The 18,264-nt window shown below is 71.9% G+C and carries 20 protein-coding genes; 10 read left to right on the plus strand and 10 right to left on the minus strand.

Annotated elements, in window-relative coordinates; translation table 11 throughout:
- Positions 1-23 precede the first annotated feature (23 nt).
- Positions 24-1,037, plus strand: a complete 1,014-nt coding sequence (locus tag ACIBEJ_RS06660) for a DUF418 domain-containing protein (protein ID WP_397181611.1) — start codon at positions 24-26, stop codon at positions 1,035-1,037.
- Between the two features lie 31 nt (positions 1,038-1,068).
- A complete protein-coding gene (locus ACIBEJ_RS06665; protein ID WP_397181612.1) occupies positions 1,069-1,416 on the plus strand; it encodes a metalloregulator ArsR/SmtB family transcription factor in 348 nt (115 codons plus the stop codon).
- 6 nt (positions 1,417-1,422) lie between these two features.
- On the opposite strand, the gene ACIBEJ_RS06670 is transcribed toward ACIBEJ_RS06665, so the two are convergent.
- Both ACIBEJ_RS06670 and ACIBEJ_RS06675 read right to left on the minus strand, forming a co-directional pair.
- Positions 1,423-2,097 carry a Clp protease N-terminal domain-containing protein gene (locus tag ACIBEJ_RS06670; RefSeq protein ID WP_397181613.1) on the minus strand — a complete coding sequence of 225 codons (675 nt, stop codon included), beginning with the start codon at positions 2,095-2,097 and terminating at the stop codon, positions 1,423-1,425.
- Positions 2,097-2,333, minus strand: a complete 237-nt coding sequence (locus ACIBEJ_RS06675; protein ID WP_397181614.1) for an RNA polymerase subunit sigma-70 — start codon at positions 2,331-2,333, stop codon at positions 2,097-2,099. Before ACIBEJ_RS06675 ends, ACIBEJ_RS06670 begins: the two co-directional genes overlap by 1 nt.
- A gap of 145 nt (positions 2,334-2,478) precedes the next feature.
- Here ACIBEJ_RS06675 and ACIBEJ_RS06680 point away from each other — a divergent pair, with 145 nt between their 5' ends.
- Complete coding sequence (locus ACIBEJ_RS06680; RefSeq protein ID WP_397181615.1) at positions 2,479-2,898, plus strand: SDR family NAD(P)-dependent oxidoreductase; 420 nt, start codon at positions 2,479-2,481, stop codon at positions 2,896-2,898.
- Positions 2,899-2,984: 86 nt separating this feature from the next.
- The gene (locus ACIBEJ_RS06685) at positions 2,985-3,197 is read left to right on the plus strand and encodes a MerR family DNA-binding protein (protein ID WP_397181616.1); all 213 of its coding nucleotides are present in this window, start codon (positions 2,985-2,987) and stop codon (positions 3,195-3,197) included.
- A gap of 77 nt (positions 3,198-3,274) precedes the next feature.
- Here the strand turns inward: ACIBEJ_RS06685 and ACIBEJ_RS06690 are convergent, their stop codons facing one another.
- The 3 genes from ACIBEJ_RS06690 to ACIBEJ_RS06700 all read right to left on the minus strand — a co-directional run bounded on the left by ACIBEJ_RS06690 (position 3,275) and on the right by ACIBEJ_RS06700 (position 5,563).
- Positions 3,275-3,961: an alpha/beta fold hydrolase gene (locus ACIBEJ_RS06690; RefSeq protein WP_397181617.1), complete on the minus strand. Its 687-nt coding sequence runs from the start codon at positions 3,959-3,961 to the stop codon at positions 3,275-3,277.
- Between the two features lie 10 nt (positions 3,962-3,971).
- Complete coding sequence (locus tag ACIBEJ_RS06695) at positions 3,972-4,880, minus strand: EamA family transporter (RefSeq protein ID WP_397181618.1); 909 nt, start codon at positions 4,878-4,880, stop codon at positions 3,972-3,974.
- Positions 4,881-4,987: 107 nt separating this feature from the next.
- Positions 4,988-5,563, minus strand: a complete 576-nt coding sequence (locus tag ACIBEJ_RS06700; protein WP_397181619.1) for a TetR/AcrR family transcriptional regulator — start codon at positions 5,561-5,563, stop codon at positions 4,988-4,990.
- A gap of 86 nt (positions 5,564-5,649) precedes the next feature.
- On the opposite strand from ACIBEJ_RS06700, the gene ACIBEJ_RS06705 reads away from it, so the two are divergent.
- The 4 genes from ACIBEJ_RS06705 to ACIBEJ_RS06720 all read left to right on the plus strand — a co-directional run bounded on the left by ACIBEJ_RS06705 (position 5,650) and on the right by ACIBEJ_RS06720 (position 8,427).
- Positions 5,650-6,345, plus strand: a complete 696-nt coding sequence (locus ACIBEJ_RS06705) for a DUF998 domain-containing protein (protein WP_397181620.1) — start codon at positions 5,650-5,652, stop codon at positions 6,343-6,345.
- Positions 6,346-6,593: 248 nt separating this feature from the next.
- Positions 6,594-7,541 carry a TerC/Alx family metal homeostasis membrane protein gene (locus ACIBEJ_RS06710; protein WP_397181621.1) on the plus strand — a complete coding sequence of 316 codons (948 nt, stop codon included), beginning with the start codon at positions 6,594-6,596 and terminating at the stop codon, positions 7,539-7,541.
- A 99-nt stretch (positions 7,542-7,640) separates the two neighbouring features.
- A complete protein-coding gene (locus ACIBEJ_RS06715) occupies positions 7,641-8,054 on the plus strand; it encodes a ribonuclease domain-containing protein (RefSeq protein WP_397181622.1) in 414 nt (137 codons plus the stop codon).
- A gap of 7 nt (positions 8,055-8,061) precedes the next feature.
- Positions 8,062-8,427 carry a barstar family protein gene (locus ACIBEJ_RS06720; protein WP_397181623.1) on the plus strand — a complete coding sequence of 122 codons (366 nt, stop codon included), beginning with the start codon at positions 8,062-8,064 and terminating at the stop codon, positions 8,425-8,427.
- Here ACIBEJ_RS06720 and ACIBEJ_RS06725 read toward each other — a convergent pair.
- Positions 8,424-9,323, minus strand: a complete 900-nt coding sequence (locus tag ACIBEJ_RS06725; protein WP_397181624.1) for a LysR family transcriptional regulator — start codon at positions 9,321-9,323, stop codon at positions 8,424-8,426. The two genes, ACIBEJ_RS06720 and ACIBEJ_RS06725, sit on opposite strands and share 4 nt — an antisense overlap.
- Before the next feature lie 115 nt (positions 9,324-9,438).
- Between ACIBEJ_RS06725 and ACIBEJ_RS06730 the strand changes: the two genes are divergently transcribed.
- On the plus strand, positions 9,439-10,083 hold the full coding sequence (locus ACIBEJ_RS06730; protein WP_397181625.1) for a hemerythrin domain-containing protein: 645 nt from the start codon (positions 9,439-9,441) through the stop codon (positions 10,081-10,083).
- Here ACIBEJ_RS06730 and ACIBEJ_RS06735 read toward each other — a convergent pair.
- The 3 genes from ACIBEJ_RS06735 to ACIBEJ_RS06745 form a co-directional block, all read right to left on the minus strand.
- Positions 10,062-11,234: a hypothetical protein gene (locus tag ACIBEJ_RS06735; protein WP_397181626.1), complete on the minus strand. Its 1,173-nt coding sequence runs from the start codon at positions 11,232-11,234 to the stop codon at positions 10,062-10,064. The two genes, ACIBEJ_RS06730 and ACIBEJ_RS06735, sit on opposite strands and share 22 nt — an antisense overlap.
- Complete coding sequence (locus ACIBEJ_RS06740) at positions 11,231-11,716, minus strand: SigE family RNA polymerase sigma factor (RefSeq protein ID WP_397181627.1); 486 nt, start codon at positions 11,714-11,716, stop codon at positions 11,231-11,233. Before ACIBEJ_RS06740 ends, ACIBEJ_RS06735 begins: the two co-directional genes overlap by 4 nt.
- Before the next feature lie 72 nt (positions 11,717-11,788).
- A complete protein-coding gene (locus tag ACIBEJ_RS06745) occupies positions 11,789-12,511 on the minus strand; it encodes a sulfite exporter TauE/SafE family protein (protein WP_397181628.1) in 723 nt (240 codons plus the stop codon).
- A 165-nt stretch (positions 12,512-12,676) separates the two neighbouring features.
- Between ACIBEJ_RS06745 and ACIBEJ_RS06750 the strand changes: the two genes are divergently transcribed.
- Entirely contained in the window at positions 12,677-13,384 is a 708-nt protein-coding gene (locus ACIBEJ_RS06750; protein ID WP_397181629.1) for a thioesterase II family protein, read from the plus strand.
- On the opposite strand, the gene ACIBEJ_RS06755 is transcribed toward ACIBEJ_RS06750, so the two are convergent.
- Positions 13,365-18,263 (minus strand): SDR family NAD(P)-dependent oxidoreductase, encoded by a 4,899-nt coding sequence (locus tag ACIBEJ_RS06755; protein WP_397181630.1) that lies wholly within the window; start codon positions 18,261-18,263, stop codon positions 13,365-13,367. The two genes, ACIBEJ_RS06750 and ACIBEJ_RS06755, sit on opposite strands and share 20 nt — an antisense overlap.
- Position 18,264 lies beyond the last annotated feature (1 nt).

Genomic DNA, 18,264 nt, shown 5'->3' on the forward strand with positions numbered 1-18,264 from the left:
GGGCCCGTCCGCAGGATGTGGCCATGCCCCCTCACGACCACACCGATGCCTCGGTCATCCCCCTGCGACCGGCCACCTCCCCCGGCCGGCCGCGCATCTCCGCGCTCGACGTGCTGCGCGGGTTCGCGCTGTGCGAGATCCTGCTCGCCAACATCCAGCTCATGGCCACCGGCGCCGCCGCTGTCGCGGAGCAGCCCATGGGCGACTGGGACCCCTGGCTCGGCCTGCCGATCTTCTCGCTGCTGTTCGGCATCGGGTTCACGTTGCTGCTGGAGTCCGCCGCCGGCCGCGCCGCGAGCCCGCGCCTGGCCCTGCTGCGCCGCCTCGGCGCGCTGCTCGCGATCGGCCTGGTGCACATGCTGCTGTGGCCGGGCGAGGTCCTGACCGACTACGCCGTCGTCGGCGTCGTGGTGCTGCTGCCCTCGTCGTGGCTGCCGCGTTGGGTCCTGGCGGTCCTGTCCGGCCTGCTCATCCCGGCGGCGCTGGTCTTCGGCGGTGGCGGGCCCCTGCTGATCGCGGGACTGTTCCTGCTGGGCTCGGCGCTGGTGCGCTACGGGGTGGTCGACCGGCTGGAGGGCGCACTCCGGTGGCCGCTCCTGCTGGGCCTGGGCTTCGCGGCGGGACTGGCCGCCGCCCTGTGGGCGCAGGCGAGTATGCGCGCCGTGGGAGCCACGACGTACCTGCCCGCCACCTCCAGCCTCGCCGACCTGCTGTTCGCCGGGGTGTGGGTGTGCGGCATGCTGGTCCTGCTCGCGACGCCGCTGCGCACGGTGCTGCGGTTCGTCTTCGCGCCGCTGGGCCGGATGGCGCTCACCAACTACCTGACCGCCACCCTCCTGGTCCTCGCCGCCGGGCCACTCCTCGGCCTGCCGATCGGCCAGTCCCTGACGACGGCGTACTGGACCGCCGCCGCCATCCTCGCGGCCCAGTGGCTGATGTCCACCCTCTGGTTGCGCCGCTTCCGGCAGGGGCCGGTCGAGTGGCTGTGGCGCTGGGCGACCTGGGCCCGCCGCCCCGAGCTGAAGCGCGCCGTATAGTTAGATTGACGTCGAACCAAGGAGTCGTGCCGTGACCGTCCCCGCGACCGCCGCGTGCTGCGCCCCGATCGTCCGCGAGCCCATCTCGGAGCGCGCCGCGGCCGATCTGGCGGTGCTGCTCAAGGCCGTCGCAGATCCGGTACGGCTCCGCCTGCTGTCGATGATCGGCTCCCACGAGGGCGGCGAGGCCTGCGTCTGCGACCTGACCGGGGCCTTCGACCTGAGCGCCCCCACGATCTCCCACCACCTGAAGATCCTGCGCACCGCGGGTCTCATCGACGGCGAGCGGCGCGGCACCTGGGTGTACTACCGCGTGGTCCCGGAGACCGTTAACCGGCTCGGCGCCCTGTTCGCCCCGCTGGCCCAGCCCGCCGCCTGACGAGGCTCAGCCGATCCAGCCCTGGCCGGCACAGAGTTCGGCGCTGAGGCGGCGGGGATCCAGCTCGTGCATCTCCAGCAGCAGGCGCAGCGGGTTCGGCCGGCCGGGGCGCCAGCCGTACCGGGAGATCTGCCGGCGGGAGCGCCGGCTGAGCTGGATGCCCACGGGGTCCAGTGCGTCGCCCAGGATGCCGAACAGCAGGTGCTCGGGGCCGATGCCGGTGGCGCCCTGCCGTATGGCCAGGCGCTCCGCCAGGTCGAAGGCGCGCTTGGCCAGGAGGAAGGTGCGGGGGCTCGGGTGGCGGCTGTGGCCGCCGCGCCACCAGGGGCGCCGCCGTACCCGCCGCTCCGCCGCCTCCACGGCGGCGGGGCCGAAGGCGGACCGAAGCTGCTCGCGCAGCGCGTCCGGGTCCACGCCGAAGGCGCGCAGGGCCTGGCCGCCGTCCACGTGGGGCCGGAGCGAGGGGCCGATGTCGCGGAGCCGTTCGCGGGCATCGGCCAGCTCCAGGCCGTGCTCGGCGAGCAGCCGGGCGGCGGGGCCGTCGCCGTGCCGCAGGATGGCCAGCAGGACGTGCTCGTCGCCGATGTAGGAGGAGGTCCACGGGGCGGTTCCGGACTCGCGGGCCTCGACGTAGGCCAGGCGCACCACCTCGGCGCCCTCCGGCGACAGCCGATTCCACATCACGGCTCCTCGCGGAAGCGCAGGCCGTGCTTGTAGTGCACGGCCTGCTTGGTCAGGCCCAGGCGGCGCGAGATGTCCCGCCACGACCAGCCCTGGGCGCGGGCGTTGTCCACTTGCAGGGTTTCCAGCACCTCCACGAGCCGGCGCAGCGCCAGTACCGCGGCCAGGCCGATCTCCGGGTCGGTGCTGGTGGCCTCGTCCATGAGCCTCCGGCTTTCGTCCAGATTCACTCCCATATCGTCAAATTATTTTGACGACTTGCGGTCGTCAAGGATATTTGACGATATTTCGTGTTCGATCACCTCACGCGGAAGCCGTCCATGGTCAGGTCCAGGAGACGGCGCGCGGCGATGACGCCTCCCACCCCCTAGCCTTTCGGCCATGAAGACATTTCTCATCACCGGCGTCAGCTCAGGGCTCGGCAGGGCGTTCGCGGCCGGGGCGCTGGAGGCCGGGCACACCGTGGTGGGCACGGTGCGGAAGGAGGGCGACGCGCGCGCGTTCGAGGGGCTCGCCCCCGGGCGGGCGCTGGCCCGCGTGCTCGACGTCACCGACACCGACGCCGTCTTCCGCACGGTGGACGAGGCCGAGGCCACCGCCAGCCCCATCGACGTGCGGGCGGCGCACGCCCTGCTGACCGTCATCGACGCGCCCGACCCGCCCGCGCACCTGGTGCTCGGCTCCGACGCGCTGCGCCTGGTCGCCGACGGCCGGGCCGCCGTGGACCGCGAGATCGAGCGGTGGGCCGACCTCTCCCGCTCGACGGACTTCCCGGACGGCGGAGCCCAGATCAGGCCATGATCCGGGCTTGCATCCGATACCCAGATGCACGTCCGGGTGCTGGACGCGCTCCAGTCCCGCGCCACCCCGGCCGCGCGGGAGGGGTGATGACCTATCTGCGCAGCGGGCAGGTGGCGGTGATCAAGGCGGCGCAGCGGCTCGGGTTCACCCTGCGGGAGGTCGGCGAGCTGATCGACACCGGACGGCACGGGCATCCCACCCCCGACCTGCGCGCCCACGCCCAGGCCAAGATCGCCGACCTGACCACGATCCGCTCGGCGCTGAGCGCGGTCGTCTCCGCGCGGGCTGCGACAGCCTGACGGACTGCACCTTCCCCGACTGCCCGCTGCCCTTCGCCGACCTGGCCGACGGCGCGCGGTGAGGGCCGGGGTGAAGGTCAGCACCCGGTCGCGTAGCCGGTGAGCAGGTCGGCCAGCTCTCGTGGACGGCTGAGCGCGACGCAGTGGCCGGCCGCGATCTCGTCGGGGACGATGCCCAGGCGGTCGCGGACCAGCCGTCGCAGGAAGGCGGCGGGCAGGACGCGGTCCTCGGTGCACAGCACGAACCTGGTCGGCACGTCCGGCCACGCGGCCAGCGGCCACGGAGCGGCCGAGGCGGTGCTCGACGGGTGCTCGCGCTCCTTGCTCAGCGCCTCCTGAGCCAGTTCCCGCGGCACGTCGTGGTAGAAGCCCACGTACGGATCGGCGTTGCCGGTCAGCCCGCCGTCCAGCTTGGCCTGCTCCTTCACCGCCTCCTGGCAACCGGTGGCCGACCACCAGTCGTCCGGCGACTCCCCCGGCGCCGGGATCATGCCGGCCACCAGGACCAGCACGTCGGCGGGCAGCCGGTCGGCGACCAGCGGGGCGGTGAAGGCGCCGAAGGAGTGGCCGACGACGACCAGGTCCCGCCGGTCGCCAACCGCCTCGGCCACGGCGGCGGCGTAGTCGGACAGGGTCAGCGACTCGTCGTCGCCCGGCAGGTCGGGCGCCAGCACGTCGTGCCCGCGCGCCCGTAGTTCGGCCTCCACCAGGTGCCAGTACCAGCCGACGTCTCCGCCGCCGTGAATCAGTACGAACATGCTCATGACTCTCTCCTCATCGTTGGAACTCGGCGCGCACGACCACGGCGACCGCGGCCACCACGATCACGCCTCCGGCCAGGGTCGGCACCGTGACCGGTTCGGCCAGCACCAGCCATCCCAGGCACAGGGCCACCAGCGGGTTGACGTAGGCGTACGTGGCGGCCAGGGAGGTGGCCGCCGACTGCAGCAACCAGATGTACGCCGAGAACGCCAGCACGGATCCGAACAGCACCAGATACCCCCAAGCCGCCCACGCCCGGCCCGAGTAGGCGAGGGGGTCGAAGCGCTCGCCGCTCACCAGCCCGATGACCGTCAGCGCCGCGCCGCCGAAGAGCATCTCGTAGACCGCGACGGCGAACGGGTCGCGCGGCAGCCGAAGACGCGGCTGGTACCAGGATCCGAACGCCCACGACAGCCCGGCGACCAGGACGGCCACCATGGTCCAGGGCGGGAACGCGCCGCCGAGGCCGTTCGCCGCGACCACGACGACCAGGCCGCAGAACCCCGTCGCCACCCCTGCCACGGTCCGTACGGCCGGCCGTTCGCCCGCCAGCACGCGGTGGCAGATCACCCACAGCGGCACCGCGGCGATCAGCAACGCCGTGATCCCCGACGGAGCCCCGCCGTGCTCGGCAAGGGTCACCAGACCCTGACCGAGCACGATCAGCAGAAGCCCGATCTGCGCGCATCCCAGCACCTGCCGCCGGGTCACCGCCAACCTGCTGAGACCACCACGCGCCACCAGGAACCCGCCGACCAGCAGCGCGCCCACCAGGAAGCGGACACCGGCGCTCACGAAGGGCGGCATCTCCTGGACCATGATCCGGATCGCGAGGTACGTCGAGCCCCAGACGAGGTAGACGATCGCCAGGGCAGCCCCGACCAGCAGGAAAGGGCGCGACGCCACGGTGGTCGTTGTCATGCCGCCACGTTAGGGGCCTGCGCATCATCGCGAAAAGCGATGATTAACGATCACAAAAATCGCTAAAGGCGATTGCCCGAGACGGCAGCCGGTCGACGGCCCGAAGTTCATCCTCCGGCGACACGCACCCAGCCCTCGTCGAGGAGCCGGAACCCCGCGTCGATGGTCGACTCAGGATCGGGGTCGCGGGTGGCGCTGAGCTGGATCTGAAGGGCGAAGCGGACGTAGAAGCGGATCTCGTCGCTCGGTTCGGCGAGCCCGAACTCCTTGGTGATCGCCGCGATGAGGGCGTCCTCGTGCCGGAACCACATCCGTTCGGCGTACTCGACCAGCGCCGGCGTGCGTTCCATCAGGGCGAGGAGCTGCCGTTGGGGTTCTTCGCCGAACCCGGCGATCTCGGCGAGGTAGTGCGCCTTCAGCGCGGCCGAGATCGAGGTGCCCGGCGGCCGGCCGCCGATCGCGGCGACGAGCTGTTCGTGCCGTTCGTCCTCGTCGCCGAACGCGAGGGCCTCCTTCTGCGGGAAGTGCGCGAAGACCGTGGTCGGCGACACGTCCGCCCGGTCGGCGATCTCGCGCACGCTCACCTCGTCGAACCCGCGCTCCAGGAACAGCTCGTGCGCGGCCGCCACGATCGACGCCCGGGTCGCGGCCTTCTTGCGTTCCCGCCGCCCCACCTCACTCATGGCCGCCATCGTAGCGGATAGGTGGCTTGACACCGAAACTGGTATCGATACAGTCATGTACCGACACCAGTGAAAGTAGGCAAACGATGACACGAAATCGTGCTGCGGCCGCCGTACTCATGGCGGGGGGAGTGATCTTCTTCCTCGCCGAGTTCATCGCCTCGGCGGCGTGGACGGATCCGCCCTACAGCTACACCCACCACTACATCAGCAACCTCGGCGTCCACGGCCCGACGGAGGCGTTCGGGCAGTTCATGTACTCGCCGCTCGCGTGGGTCATGAACACCGGCTTCTTCCTCTTCGGGATCACCCTGTTCGCCGGCACCGCCATGCTCAGGGGTCCGCGCGGGTGGCGCCGCTGGGCGGTGCTCATCCCGGCGTTCTCGCTGGCGGCCGGGGGCGTGCTGCTGGCCTTCTTCCCCGGATCCGGCGAATCGGCGGACGCCGCCGTCGACTATCACGGGCTGGGCGCCTTCGCCGGCATCATCGGCGGCAACGTGCTCACCCTCGTGCTCGGACTGCTGCATCGGGACGTCGCGATCCCGCGGCGGACCGGCAGGGCCATGGTCGTCCTCGGCGGGTTCGGCCTCGTCGCCCTGGTGGGCTTCTTCACCCTCGCCGGCTCGGGCACCAACGTCCTCATCGGCCTCGCCGAACGCTGTGCCGTATACCCGCTCCTGATCGGCCTGATCTGGGCGGGCGCCTCCCTCGGGAACGCCCGGCAGGGCCTCACCGATGCCGGCGGCCGCGTGGCGGTGGCGTCCACAGGACGCCCATCGTGATGATCGTGGACAGCACCAGCAGGACGCCGAACACGACCTCCAGCAACGTGGTGATCGACATGCGGATCACCCCTCTTCCACTATCCGCCCGAGAGTATTCCCAGGTCAACGACTATCCTGGAGTCCCGAGGGGAGTACTTCTCAAGAGCTGACCCGGTCAAGACGGACCCTGGCAGCGTCCCCGGGCAGCCGCCCGTACCAGCGGGTGAGGGAGACCTCGAACGCCGCGCACCGTTCGAGGAGGCCACATGTCGATCGCCTCGCCGCTCCTGTGGTCGGTGACCGTCGCCGCCCTGGTGCTCCTGCTGGCGATCGACCTCGTCCTGACCAGGCGGCCGCACGAGGTGGGCATGCGCGAGGCGGTCGCCTGGTCGGTCTTCTACCTGGCACTGCCGGTGATCTTCTGCGCCTGGTTGTGGTTCGCCTACGGCACGACGGTGGCGGTGGAGTTCCTGACCGGCTTCGTCGTGGAGAAGTCGCTGTCGGTCGACAACCTGTTCGTGTTCATGCTGCTGCTGGCGGCGTTCGCGGTCCCGGCGGAACTGGCCAGGCGGGTCCTGCTCTACGGCATCGTCGGCGCCCTGCTGCTGCGCGTGGTCTTCATCATGCTGGGCGCCGCGGCGCTGCGCAGCGGCACCTGGGCGTTCCTGCTGTTCGGCGCGATCCTCCTGGTCACCGCCGCGAAGGTGCTGAAGGGCGCGCTGAGCGGGCGCGAGCGGGAGATCGACGTCTCCAAGCTGCCCGCCGTCCGTCTGGTGCGCCGCTTCGTGCCCGTCACCTCCGACTACCGGGGCTCGAAGCTGTTCGTCCGCGAGAACGGCACGCTCACGCTCACCCCGCTGGCACTGGCCGCCGTCGCCGTCTTCGCCGTGGACATCGTCTTCGCCGTCGACTCCGTCCCCGCGGTGTACGGCGTGACCGCCGACCCCTACCTCGTCTTCGCCACCAACGCCTTCGCCCTGCTGGGCCTGCGCGCCCTCTACTTCGTGCTGCAGGGCGTGCTGACGAAGCTGTGCCACCTCGACCACGGGCTCAGCGTCATCCTGGCCTTCATCGGGATCAAGCTCATCCTGCACTGGGCCCACGGCATCTGGCCGCAGGTGCCGGAGATCCCCACGCTCGCCTCCCTCGGGGTCATCGTCGCGGTGCTCGCCACCGTCACCGTCACCAGCCTGTACGCCCGCCGCCGCCCTTGACCCGAATGTTCACCAGCCGTTGACGGTATTCAGCCCGATATGGAGTTGTTGACCGGGTGACGATGGGAGTGTCCGTCGCATCCCCCGCAAGGAGGCTTCGTGCCCACTCCGCCCCGCCCCGGACCCTTCTGGCCGGTGAGGCTCACCGTCGTCCTCGCCGCCCTCGCCACGCTCATCGGCCTGGCCGGCGTCGTCCCCGCCCACGCGACCGTCTACAACTCCTGCACCATGTCCCGGTGCGCCGACGCGCGTTCGGCGAGGTCGATCTGGGCTTCCAAGGGCTTCCCCACGACGAGAACCTGGTACTCCTGGCCGGACGGCCGGTCCAACTTCGCCGGCGGACGCTTCTACAACCGCGAAGGCCAGCTCCCCAGCGGCGCCACCTACCATGAGTACGACGTCTACTCCCGCACGCAGGGCGCCCCGCGCGACGCGTACCGGATCGTCGTCAACCGCGGCACCGGCGTGACGTGGTTCTCGCCCAACCACTACACCGACTTCTACCGGCTCTAGGAACCTCATGACCGCACCTCCGCTGCCGCGCTGGCTGAGCGTGTGCACCGATCCGGCGCCGGACGTGCTGGACGGGCGGCTCTGCCGTACCCGTGCCGCCTTCTTCGAGGAGGTGGCACGGGTGCTGCGCTTTCCCGCCTACTTCGGCCACAACTGGGACGCGCTGTCGGACTGCCTGCGTGACGCCGGAGCCGTGGCGCTGCTCGTGACCCACGCCGGGGACCTGCTCGGCGCCGAGGATCCCGGGCAGTTCGCGACGCTGCTGGCGGTCTTCTCCGACGCCGCCGAGTCCGGGCTGACCGTGACGTTGTATGCCGAGCCCGGCGGGCAGGCCGCGCTGCGTGAACGGCTCGCCGCCGCCCTGACGCCCTAGGCGGGGGCGATCGGGCGGGTGACGACGTCGAGGGCGGTCTGGACGAAGGCGCGCAACGGCGCGCTGTGGCCGGTGGTCGGCCAGACGAAGGCCCACTCGACCGGCGGCGCGTCGTCGATGGGCACCAGCGTGACGCCCGGATAGGTGTAGTAGCGGGCCACGTGCGCGGGCAGCGGGCTGACGAAGCGCTCGGCCGCGACGAGGGTGAGCGTCTCGTGGATCGTGCGGGCGGTCTGTCCCCGGGGGATCGCCTCGCCGTGCGGGGTACGCCTGGGGATCAGGGCCTCGCTCCAGTACTCCGGCGCCGCCTCGCCCAGGTCCGGCACGGTACGCCCCGCCAGGTCCCGCAGCGACACCGACCGTTCCCCGGCCAGGTCGCTGGAGCTGGAGACGGCCAGCACGCGGCCCTCGGTCAGCGCGACCGGGCCCGTGCTCAGGTCGGGCTCCTGGATCGGCAGCCACATGAGCTGCACGTCCACCTCGCCGCCGCGCAGCCCGGTGAACGGCGTGCCGAGGTGGAACTCCGAGGTCTCCACGCGGCAGCCGGGATGCCGCTCCAGGAACGCGTCGATGACCGGGCACAGCTCGGTGCCCAGGACGCCGATGACGCCCAGCCGCAGGGTTCCGCGCAGGCCCCCGCCGGTGGCGGTGGCGTGGGCGATGCCGTCCTGGATGAGGTCGTAGGCGCGCTGGAGGTCGTCGCGCAGGCGGCGGCCGATCGGGGTGAGGGTGACGGTGCGGCTCGTGCGGTCGAACAGCGCGGCGCCGATGCGGCGCTCCTGCTTCTTGATCGCCTGGCTGACCCTGGCCTGGGAGACGCGCAGGCGTTCCGCGGTCCTGCCGAAGTGCAGCTCGTCGGCGAGCGTCAGGAAGATCTCGATGTCGCGAAGCTCCACACTGCACCTTCTGTGATAACCGCCGGGTTATGAATTCTATGCAGGATCCGGCGTTGTTCCTGCTCACGATGGGGTCGATGCTTCGGGGACCGCCGTCTCGCATCGGAGTGAAGCCATGAAGCTCGACATGACCATGATGATCACCTTTCACGACGCGCTCCGTCGTGATCTGGAACGGCTCGCGCGCCTGACCGCCCGCACCGGTGACGATCCGCGTCATCTGCTGCGCTCGGCGGCGGGGTGGGAGATGTTCAAGCGTTACCTGCACATCCACCACTCGACCGAGGACGCCTTCCTGTGGCCGGTCATGCAGGCCGCGCTTGCCGGCAGGTCCGCGGAGCTGGCGCTGCTGGCGGCGATGGAGGACGAGCACGCGGCCATCGACCCGCTGCTCGCCGCCGTCGACGCCGCCCTTGCCGACCGTGACTCCGGTCACGAACGGCTCGGCGATCTGGTGGACGCGCTGGGGACCGTACTGACCGGCCACCTCAAGCACGAGGAGAGCGAGACGCTCGCGCTGATCGACGTCACGCTCACCGAGGAGCAGTGGCGGCGCTTCGGCAAGGAGCACAGCGCGCGGGTCGGCGACGACGCGCCGCGCTTCCTGCCCTGGGTGCTGGACGGGGCCTCGCCCGCGACCACGGCCGCCGTGCTGACCCCGTTCCCCGAGCCGATCCGCGCGGCCTACCAGGGCGAATGGCTGCCCGCCTACGAGCGCGCCGGCGTCTGGCCCGCCGCTCAGCCCGGCCGCAGGGAGTAGGCGGTCACGGACTCCGGCAGCACGGCGACGCGGGACAGCGCGCCGGTGTCGACGTTCCAGCCGAGCAATCGCTTGCCGCTCTCGACGATCACGGTGTCGTGGCCGATCCAGCCACGCACCGGGCAGCCGCTCTTGCCGCACCTCGTGGCCCCGGAAGGACCCCAGGGCAGCAGCAGCGTCCTGACCACCCGGCCGGTGGCGATGTCGGCCACCACGACCACGTCCGCCCCCTGTGCCACTTCGGGGTGGGCGAGCGCGGACCTCGCGACGAGGTCGTCACGCTGCCAGCCGTGGTTGCCCAGGACGCCGACCGGCATGCTGCCCTCGTTCGTGACGTTCTGGACGTCCAGCCGCACCTCCCCCGCCCCGCGCTCGCGCAGGACCGTCCAGCCGCCGGCCTCCGGCGAGACGATCCTGAGGTCGCGGTAGCCCGCCACCCCCGTGAATCCCTTGTACGGCTGCCGCTCCGCCTGCCCCGTCCCCAGGTCGAGCAGATAGTTGGCGGCCTCCTGCTCGACGAGGAGCTGTTCGCCGCGCCAGAGCACGACCTCGTTGAACCCCGGCACCGGGTAGCGCCTGGCCTGCCCGATCACCAGGTCGACGACGACCACCTCGTCCTTCTGCGGGAAGGCGGCGCGCGTGCCGTCGGGGGCGAGCGCGTTGGGCTTCAGCGGCGTGCCGCCGTTGCCCGCGGCGTCCGTGGACTCGGCCAGCTTCACGTCCAGCGGGACGCGCCCGCCCGCCTTCATCATGTAGATCCGCCCGTCGCCGAACGCGGCCAGCGCGAGCACGGGACCGGAGGCCGAGTCCACGACGGGCAGGTCCGCCCACCGCTCCGGCAGCCCGGCGGAGAGCGGCGGCAGCGCCGCCTCGTCGGCGCTCGCGGGCGCGCGGTCCATCACCGGCCGCGACGGGGCCGAGGGCGTGGGGCTGACGCCGGGCGTGTGGACGGTGCCGCGCTCGACCTCCTGCGGGAACGCGGTGATCCCCACCACGACGACGGCCGCGACGGCGAGCACGGCCAGCGCCGTCCACCTTCGGCGGGCGCGACCGCTCGTGCGCCGCCGCCACAGCTCGTCGGCGTGCGAGTGGCCTTCCGGCAGGGTCTCGGCGAGGTCCTGGAAGAGCTCCCGCAGTCGCTGGTCGGTCATATCAACACCTCTTCCAGTTCGGGAGCGACCTCGCGCAGCCGTTTCAACGCCGCGTGCGTCTGGCTCTTCACCGTCCCGGACGAGACCCCGAGGACCTCGGCGACCTCGCCGACCGGCAGGTCCTCGTAGAAGCGCAGCACCAGCACCGCCCGCTGCTTCACCGGCAGTTTCGCCAGCGCGCGGGCGAAGACCACCTTCAGGTCGGAGGCGCCCGAGGTGTCGCGGTCGGCGTGCTCGGGCGGCTCCCCGTAGGCGAACTCCCGCCGCCTGCGCCACCGTGAGGACACGTCCCTGTACAAAGTGGTACGCACGTAGCCGACCGGATCGGTGTGCACCTTCGGCCACCGGCGCGCCAGCTTGATGAGCGCGTCCTGGAGCACGTCCTCGGCCACGTGCCGGTCCCCGCTGATGAGGATGGCCGCGCGCAGCAGCCGCGGGTACCAGGCGGCGACGAAGGCCTCGAACTCCGCGGAATCCGTCATATAGAAAAGACGGCTGAGAGGGGGTGAACGGTTGGGTCTTCCATGAAATCCGCTGATTTCCGGGGAGTCAGGTCAGCCGCTGAGTGCGCTGGAGAGCGTCACGACCGCGCTGACGAGGAGCGCCACCAGCACCACTTTGCGGAAGCGATCCGGATCAATACGACTAAAGATGGCATTTCCTATGAAATACCCCAACTGGACGACCGGCAGACCCACCAGCCCGATCCAGATCGACTGCTGGGTCACCTGCCCGGCGACCGCGAATCCGACCAGGCTCAGCACGCTCGTACCCGCGAACACCACCGCGAGGGTGGCGCGGAACTTGGCCGGGTCGTAGCCCATGCCCTGGAAGGCGGCGACCATCGGCGGCCCGTTGGTGCCGGTCGAGGTGGACAGGGCGCCGGACAGCAGGCCGACCCCCACCAGGACGGGGATGTTGCCCTTCACCTTCACCCGCCGCCACACCATCAGCGTGCAGCCCAGGACGCCGATCCCGATCAGCACCGTGAGCACCTGCGGGGACGTGACCGCGTACACCCAGAGGCCGAGCGGCATGCCGAGCACGATGCCGGCCATGGCGATCATGCCCACCTTCCACTCGGCGTGCTCGCGCTGGCGTACGGCAACCGTGACGGTCATGGCCAGGGCGGAGGCGGTGGTGGCGACCACGGCGGTGTGCGGGTCGACGGTGAGGGCCAGCAACGGGGTGGCGACGAGCGCGTAACCGAACCCCGTCACCGCGTGCACCGTTGAAGCGATAAGGATGATCACGGCGGCGGCAAGCAGCGTCGACACCTGTCACACTTTGCCACAGATCTACGTAAATGAACCAGTAGTCGCGGAAATTTCGCCGGTCGTGGGATAAATGGTTACCCGCTGGGATCAGCGCTAGGATTTGGCAAAATAGCTGGTAAGGCGTGTCCTCACACTTCGTCAAATGTGGCAATAGGAGCGAATGGCGTGGGTGGTCAGGAGTCTGCGAACTACACGGTCTATCCGGCACTGGACGGCGGCCCGGCCGTCGTCTTCGTCCCCGGCCTCGGCGGCCGGACGAAGTTCGTGGACCAGTGGAACGAGGCGGGCCAGGAGCCCGTCATCCGCCGGGCCACCTGGAGCGAGCCGATGAGCGTGCCCGCCGTCGACGAGCGTGGCGCGGCCCTCGCCGCGCTCATCGACGGGTCCGGCGCCGGCGAGGTCGTGCTCGTGGGCCACAGCATGGGCGGCCTGGTCTGCCTGGAGGCGGGCAGGCACCTGGAGCGGCGGCTGCGCGGCGTGGTCGTCATGTGCCAGTACCCGCCGCACCGCACGCCCCTGTCACCGCTGGCCGAGCTGCCCGACCGGGCGCTGGCCGAGGAGATCGAGGCGCCGCGCCACATCGCCGACACGGCGGCCCTGCCCGAGTACGCCCGGCTGTGGCGCTCGGAGTACCACCTGCTCAACCGCTACCTGGAGGCGGACCCGCGCCCGGTGCTCCAGGCGCCGATCATCGCGGTCGGCGCCAAGGACGACGCGAGCTCCTGGGACGCCGCCTGTCTGGAGGACTGGGGCCGCTACACGACCGAGGGGGCGACGGTCCACCTGGTCGAGGGCGGCCACCAGATGGTCGAGGACCTGGACCCCGCGACGCTGCGCGAGTGGATCAACCGGCTCACCCGGTCAGCCGCCTGAGCTCGGCCGCCAGCTCGGCCACCGTCGGGTGGTCGAAGACCGCCGCGATGCCCACGTCCACGTCGAACGCCCGGCGGATCTCCTCCACCAGCTCCACGGCGGTGAAGGAGTCGCCGCCCAGCTCGAAGAAGTCCTCGTCGGGGCCGACGGACTCCACCCCGAACGCCGCGCACCACATCCTGGCCAGCCGCTCCTCCAGCGACCCGTCGCCGGACGACGTCCGGCCGGGCTCGCCCGCGGTGGTCCGATCCGGCTCCCGTGCAGATGTCCGGTCAAGCTCAGGCGATGGTGTCCGGCCAGCCTCGCGGACAGGTGTCCGGCCCGGCTCGCGCACGGATGGTTCCCGATCCCCGGCGTCCGGCCTGGACGGGGCGTTCTTCAGTACCGCGTCCTCTCCTGGCAGGGTGATCGCTACCTGGCGGTGGCCGGGCCCCCGCAGGACGCGCAGCAACATCTCGAACCCGGTCGCGGGCGTGATCCCGGCGACCGGCTGCTCCCTCGGGGCGACCATGGACTCGTCCACGCGGCGCATGGTGAAGCCCCTGACCGCCACCGCGACGGCGCCCTCGGGAGTCAGCACGTCGATGTCGGCCACGATCGTGTCGGAACCGCTCGGGCGGCGGCGGATGTGGCTGAACGCGCGGGCCGGGATCGGCCTGTACACCACGATCGACTGATAGGCGAAGGGCGCGTGCGGCGGCTCGCGGTCGGGGTCGCGCGCCAGCGACACCGCCGCGTCCAGGAGCGTGGGGTGCAGCGCGTGCTCGCCCAGCTCGTGGGCGAACGCCTCGGCGAAGGTCAGGCCGGCGAGCTTCGTGGCGCCGTCCTGCTCCGAGGTCCAGATCTCCTCCCTCGGCCAGCGCGGGCCGATGGTGAACAGCCGGTTCTCCGCGTCGTTGACGGGCACCCGCCGGTCGGGCAGCGACGCGCGCAGGGCGGCCAGGTCCACCGCGTCCGCGCCGGTCTCCGCGAGCCGGATCTCGCCGGTCGTGTGGACGCGGTGGCCGCCGGACGGCAGCGGCGCGGTGCGTACCGTGAAGCGCCAGAAGCCCTCGTGCGCCACGAACCCGACCTCCAGCGTGACCGGCTCGGGGGTGGTGATCGGCTGCCGGAAGACCATGTGGCTGATCTGCTCGCACCGGCCGTCGCGCCGGCCGACGGCCTCGCGGAAGGCGCGCAGGACGAAGTCGACCTGGGCGGTGCCGGGCAGCACCGGCACGCCCTCCATGCGGTGTTCGTCAAGGATCGGGTAGTTCTCCGCCGACAGCGGGGCCGACCAACGCACCTCTCCCTCCGGCCGCCCGGCTTCCTCCGAGCGCCTGGCCTGGCGGGCGGCCATGCCGACCTCCGACCACGACGGCCAGTTGACGGTCGTCGAGGCGACTCCGGGCAGGGGCTGGCGGCGTACCACCGCGTCGAGGAAGGCGTTCGCGGCGGCGTAGTCGGCGCCGCCCACCAGGCCCCTGAGCGCGGCGCGGCTGGAGAAGGCCACGAAGAAGTCGAGCCCGGCCCGGTCCCGCAGCGCCTCGACCAGCGCCAGGGTGCCGTGGACCTTCGGGGCGAGCGTCGCCGCCATCTGGTCCCGCGTCCGGAACTGGATCATGCCGTCACCCACGACTCCGGCGAGGTGGAACACCCCGTTGACGGCACCGAAGGAGTCGAGCACCCGGCGCAGCGCCGCCAGATCGGTCACGTCACAGCTCTCGGCACGGCACTCGGCGCCAAGGGCCTCGATCTCGGCCAGCGCGCCCTCGTTTCCGCTCACGCGCCGGCCGAGCAGCAGCAGCCGGGGCCGCAACCCGGTACGCGCAAGCCCGAGCGCCACGGCCGGCCCGAGTCCACCGAGCCCACCCGTGATCACATAGGCACCACCGCGCCGCAGGTCCACGGACCCCGCACCACCGAGCGCGAACGCGGGCGCGTCCGGGACGAACGCGCGCTCGCCCGGGACCCAGCGGCGGTCGCCGCGCAGGGCGACGATCTCCGAACGGCCCACGTCACGCAGCTCCGCCAGCAGCCGGTGGCCGTTGACGCCGTCCTGGACGTCGACGAGCTTGCAGCGGGCGCGCGGGTTTTCGAGCGTGTAGCTGCGCAGGAGCCCGAGGAGCATCGCGCGTGCCGGGTGTGTGCGCTCGCCGCCCGTGACGTCGGCGGCCCCCTCCGTGAGGACCAGGACGTCGCGGGCGCGCTTGTCCGGTGCCCGCCGCGCCGCCTCCCGCAGTAACGTGACGAGGCGGTGGAAACCGGTGTCGAGCTGGTCGTCGACGGTGCTCAGGCCGGCCTCGGCCAGGGGGCCGAGCTGCGTCGCGTCGATGATCGCCGCCGGGTAGCGCTCCGACTCCCGCAGTTCCGCCAGCAGCGGTACGGCCTCCGCACCTGAGGCCCCGTGCGCCTCCCACCCGGCTTGGCGGAGCCGCGCGAGCAGGTCGTCGGCCCGCCGCTCGTCGTCCGGCAGGACCACCAGCGCCCGGCCGGGGGCGTCGGCGGGCTGCCCGGGCGCTTCCGCCTCCACCCACGTAGGCAGCCGGAACACCGCCTCCTCAGCCGCGGGCACGTCAGCCGAGGCGGCCGTGGACGGGGTGTCCTTGGCTGGTCGCTCCATCCAGAACCGTTCGCGCTGGTACGGATAACCCGGCAGCGGTACGCGCTCCCGCGGCCCCACAGACCACTTCACCCGCGTGCCCAAGGTCCACAGGCGGGCCAGGGCGTGCAGGAACGAGGCACGTTCCGTGGCGGGCTTCGACGGCCCGCTCGGCAGCGTCGGCACCGCCAGGTGCCGCTTGCCCCGTACGCCCGGATGCGCGCGTGCGGTCGTGGTGAGCGTGCGCCCTGGACCCACCTCCAGCAGCACGCGGCCGCCGCCGGACAGCACGGCCTCCAGCGCCTCATGGAACGGGACGGACGGCCGGGTCCAGAAGTCCGCGCTCCGCACGTCGGCCGGGCCCTCGGCGGTGTAGATCGTCCAACGCGGCCGGCCCGGCCGGATCCCGTCGAGGGCCGATCGCAACCGCTCGGCGTCGCCCCACGCGCGCGCCAGCCGTACCGCGTCTGGAAGGGTGAACACCTCGGCGAGCGCGGCGGCGGCGAGTTGCCCGACGCCGTGGCCGAGCAGCGCCTCGGGCTCGACGCCCAGGGAGAGCCACAGCCGGCCCAGCGCGTAATCGACGCTGAAGGGCGTGGTGTCCGCGGTCTCGAACAGGGCCGCGCACTCGTCGAGCGCCCTGGCGAACACCGGCTCGGTGCGGTACAGCTCCGCCGCCATGCCGGGGTGCGCCGCCTCCTGGCCCGGGAACAGGAACACGACGCTCCGGTCCGTCCGCTCGCCTGGGGTGACGACGCGCCGCAGAGGATCGAGTACGGCTGCCGCCGCGTCGGCCACGCTCTCGGCCACCACGGCCCCGCGCACCGGATGCGGCGTGCGCCCGTGCGCCAGCGTGTACGCCACGTCGGCCAGCGGCTCCGCGCTCTCCCTGAACGACCGCGCCAGCCGTTCGGGATAGACCTCGGCCGCCTGCGCGGTGCGGGCCGACCACACGATCAGCTCGGGCGTCCGCTCGGCCGGGCCGGTCACGCGGGGCGGCGCCTCTTCGAGGATCGCGTGCGCGTTGGTCCCGCCGATCCCGAAGGAGCTGACGCCCGCGAACCGCCGCCGGCCCTCGGACTGCGGCCAGGGCCGTAGCTTGTCGTTGACGACGAAGGGCGAGTTGTCCAGGTCGAGCAGCGGGTTGACGTTCTCGACGTTGATGCTGGCGGGGATCTGCTCGTGGCTCAGCGACAGCGCGGCCTTGATCAGCGAGGTGATGCCCGCCGCGTGGCCCAGGTGGCCGACGTTCCCCTTGATGGAGCCGATGAGGCACGGGGGCTCCGACGGGGCCCGGCCGCGGAACGCCTGCTTCAGCGCCGCGATCTCGATGGCGTCGCCCAGGCGGGTCGCGGTGGCGTGCGCCTCCAGGTAGCCGATGTCCTCGGGGCCCACGTCGGCGGCCTCCATGGCCCGCAGCACGACCTCCGCCTGCCGGTCGGCGCTGGGCGCGGTGAAGCCGACCTTGTTCGCGCCGTCGTTGTTGACCGCCACGGCCCTGATCACCGCGCGGATCCTGTCGCCGTCGGCCACGGCGTCGGCCAGCCGCTTGAGCACCACGACGCCCACGCCGCTGGCGAAGATCGTGCCCGTGGCCGCCGCGTCGAAGGGCCGGCAGTGGCCGTCCCTGCTCAGCGGGCCGTCCTGGGCCCACCAGTAGCCGTGCCCGACGGGGAACTCGACATCGGCGCCTCCGGCCAGCGCGACGTCGCACTCGTGCAGGCGCAGCGCGTTCACGGCCAAGTGCACGGCCACGAGCGAGCTCGAACACGCGGTCTGCACGGTCATGCTGGGGCCGTGCAGATTTAGCTTGTACGACACCAGCGTCGAGGCGCTGTCGGGGTTGTTCCACATGCCGGCCGCCATGCCGGTGGCGCTCCGCAGCGACTCCAGGCTCCCCAGCACGCGGCCGATCGCGTAGCGGTTCGCCGCGACCGAGGAGAACACGCCCGCCCTGCCGAGCCGCGCGGCGTCGTGGCCGGCGTTCTCGACGGCGGCGTGCGCGGTCTCCAGATACAGGCGCAACTGGGGGTCGCACGTCTCGGCCTCACGCCTGGTCAGGCCGAAGAACCCGGCGTCGAACAGGTCGAGGCCCGCCGGTTCCGCCACCGCCCGCACGTAGGCCGCGTCGTCCAGCGCCCGCTGCGGCACGCCGGAGGCCCGCAACTCCTCCTCGGACGGGAAGCGCACCGCCTCCTGCCCGGCCACGAGGTTGTCCCAGAGCTGCCCGGTGCCGTCCGCGCCGGGGAAACGGCCCGCCATCCCGATGATCGCGATCGGCTCAACGAGATCGCCCATG

Origin of the sequence: Nonomuraea sp. NPDC050790 (assembly GCF_044456745.1) — a bacterium.
Lineage (GTDB): Bacteria > Actinomycetota > Actinomycetes > Streptosporangiales > Streptosporangiaceae > Nonomuraea.

Excerpts from the sequence above, each read along its gene's own strand:
- ACIBEJ_RS06720 (WP_397181623.1), top strand. The coding sequence starts at position 8,062 with ATGACCGCACCTCCGCTGCCGCGCTGGCTGAGCGTGTGCACCGATCCG.
- ACIBEJ_RS06740 (WP_397181627.1), bottom strand. The coding sequence starts at position 11,716 with ATGACGGATTCCGCGGAGTTCGAGGCCTTCGTCGCCGCCTGGTACCCG.
- ACIBEJ_RS06675 (WP_397181614.1), bottom strand. The coding sequence starts at position 2,333 with ATGGGAGTGAATCTGGACGAAAGCCGGAGGCTCATGGACGAGGCCACC.
- ACIBEJ_RS06660 (WP_397181611.1), top strand. The coding sequence starts at position 24 with ATGCCCCCTCACGACCACACCGATGCCTCGGTCATCCCCCTGCGACCG.
- ACIBEJ_RS06755 (WP_397181630.1), bottom strand. The coding sequence starts at position 18,263 with ATGGGCGATCTCGTTGAGCCGATCGCGATCATCGGGATGGCGGGCCGT.
- ACIBEJ_RS06685 (WP_397181616.1), top strand. The coding sequence starts at position 2,985 with ATGACCTATCTGCGCAGCGGGCAGGTGGCGGTGATCAAGGCGGCGCAG.
- ACIBEJ_RS06670 (WP_397181613.1), bottom strand. The coding sequence starts at position 2,097 with ATGTGGAATCGGCTGTCGCCGGAGGGCGCCGAGGTGGTGCGCCTGGCC.
- ACIBEJ_RS06700 (WP_397181619.1), bottom strand. The coding sequence starts at position 5,563 with ATGAGTGAGGTGGGGCGGCGGGAACGCAAGAAGGCCGCGACCCGGGCG.
- ACIBEJ_RS06735 (WP_397181626.1), bottom strand. The coding sequence starts at position 11,234 with ATGACCGACCAGCGACTGCGGGAGCTCTTCCAGGACCTCGCCGAGACC.
- ACIBEJ_RS06705 (WP_397181620.1), top strand. The coding sequence starts at position 5,650 with ATGACACGAAATCGTGCTGCGGCCGCCGTACTCATGGCGGGGGGAGTG.
- ACIBEJ_RS06710 (WP_397181621.1), top strand. The coding sequence starts at position 6,594 with ATGTCGATCGCCTCGCCGCTCCTGTGGTCGGTGACCGTCGCCGCCCTG.
- ACIBEJ_RS06695 (WP_397181618.1), bottom strand. The coding sequence starts at position 4,880 with ATGACAACGACCACCGTGGCGTCGCGCCCTTTCCTGCTGGTCGGGGCT.
- ACIBEJ_RS06730 (WP_397181625.1), top strand. The coding sequence starts at position 9,439 with ATGAAGCTCGACATGACCATGATGATCACCTTTCACGACGCGCTCCGT.
- ACIBEJ_RS06680 (WP_397181615.1), top strand. The coding sequence starts at position 2,479 with ATGAAGACATTTCTCATCACCGGCGTCAGCTCAGGGCTCGGCAGGGCG.
- ACIBEJ_RS06690 (WP_397181617.1), bottom strand. The coding sequence starts at position 3,961 with ATGAGCATGTTCGTACTGATTCACGGCGGCGGAGACGTCGGCTGGTAC.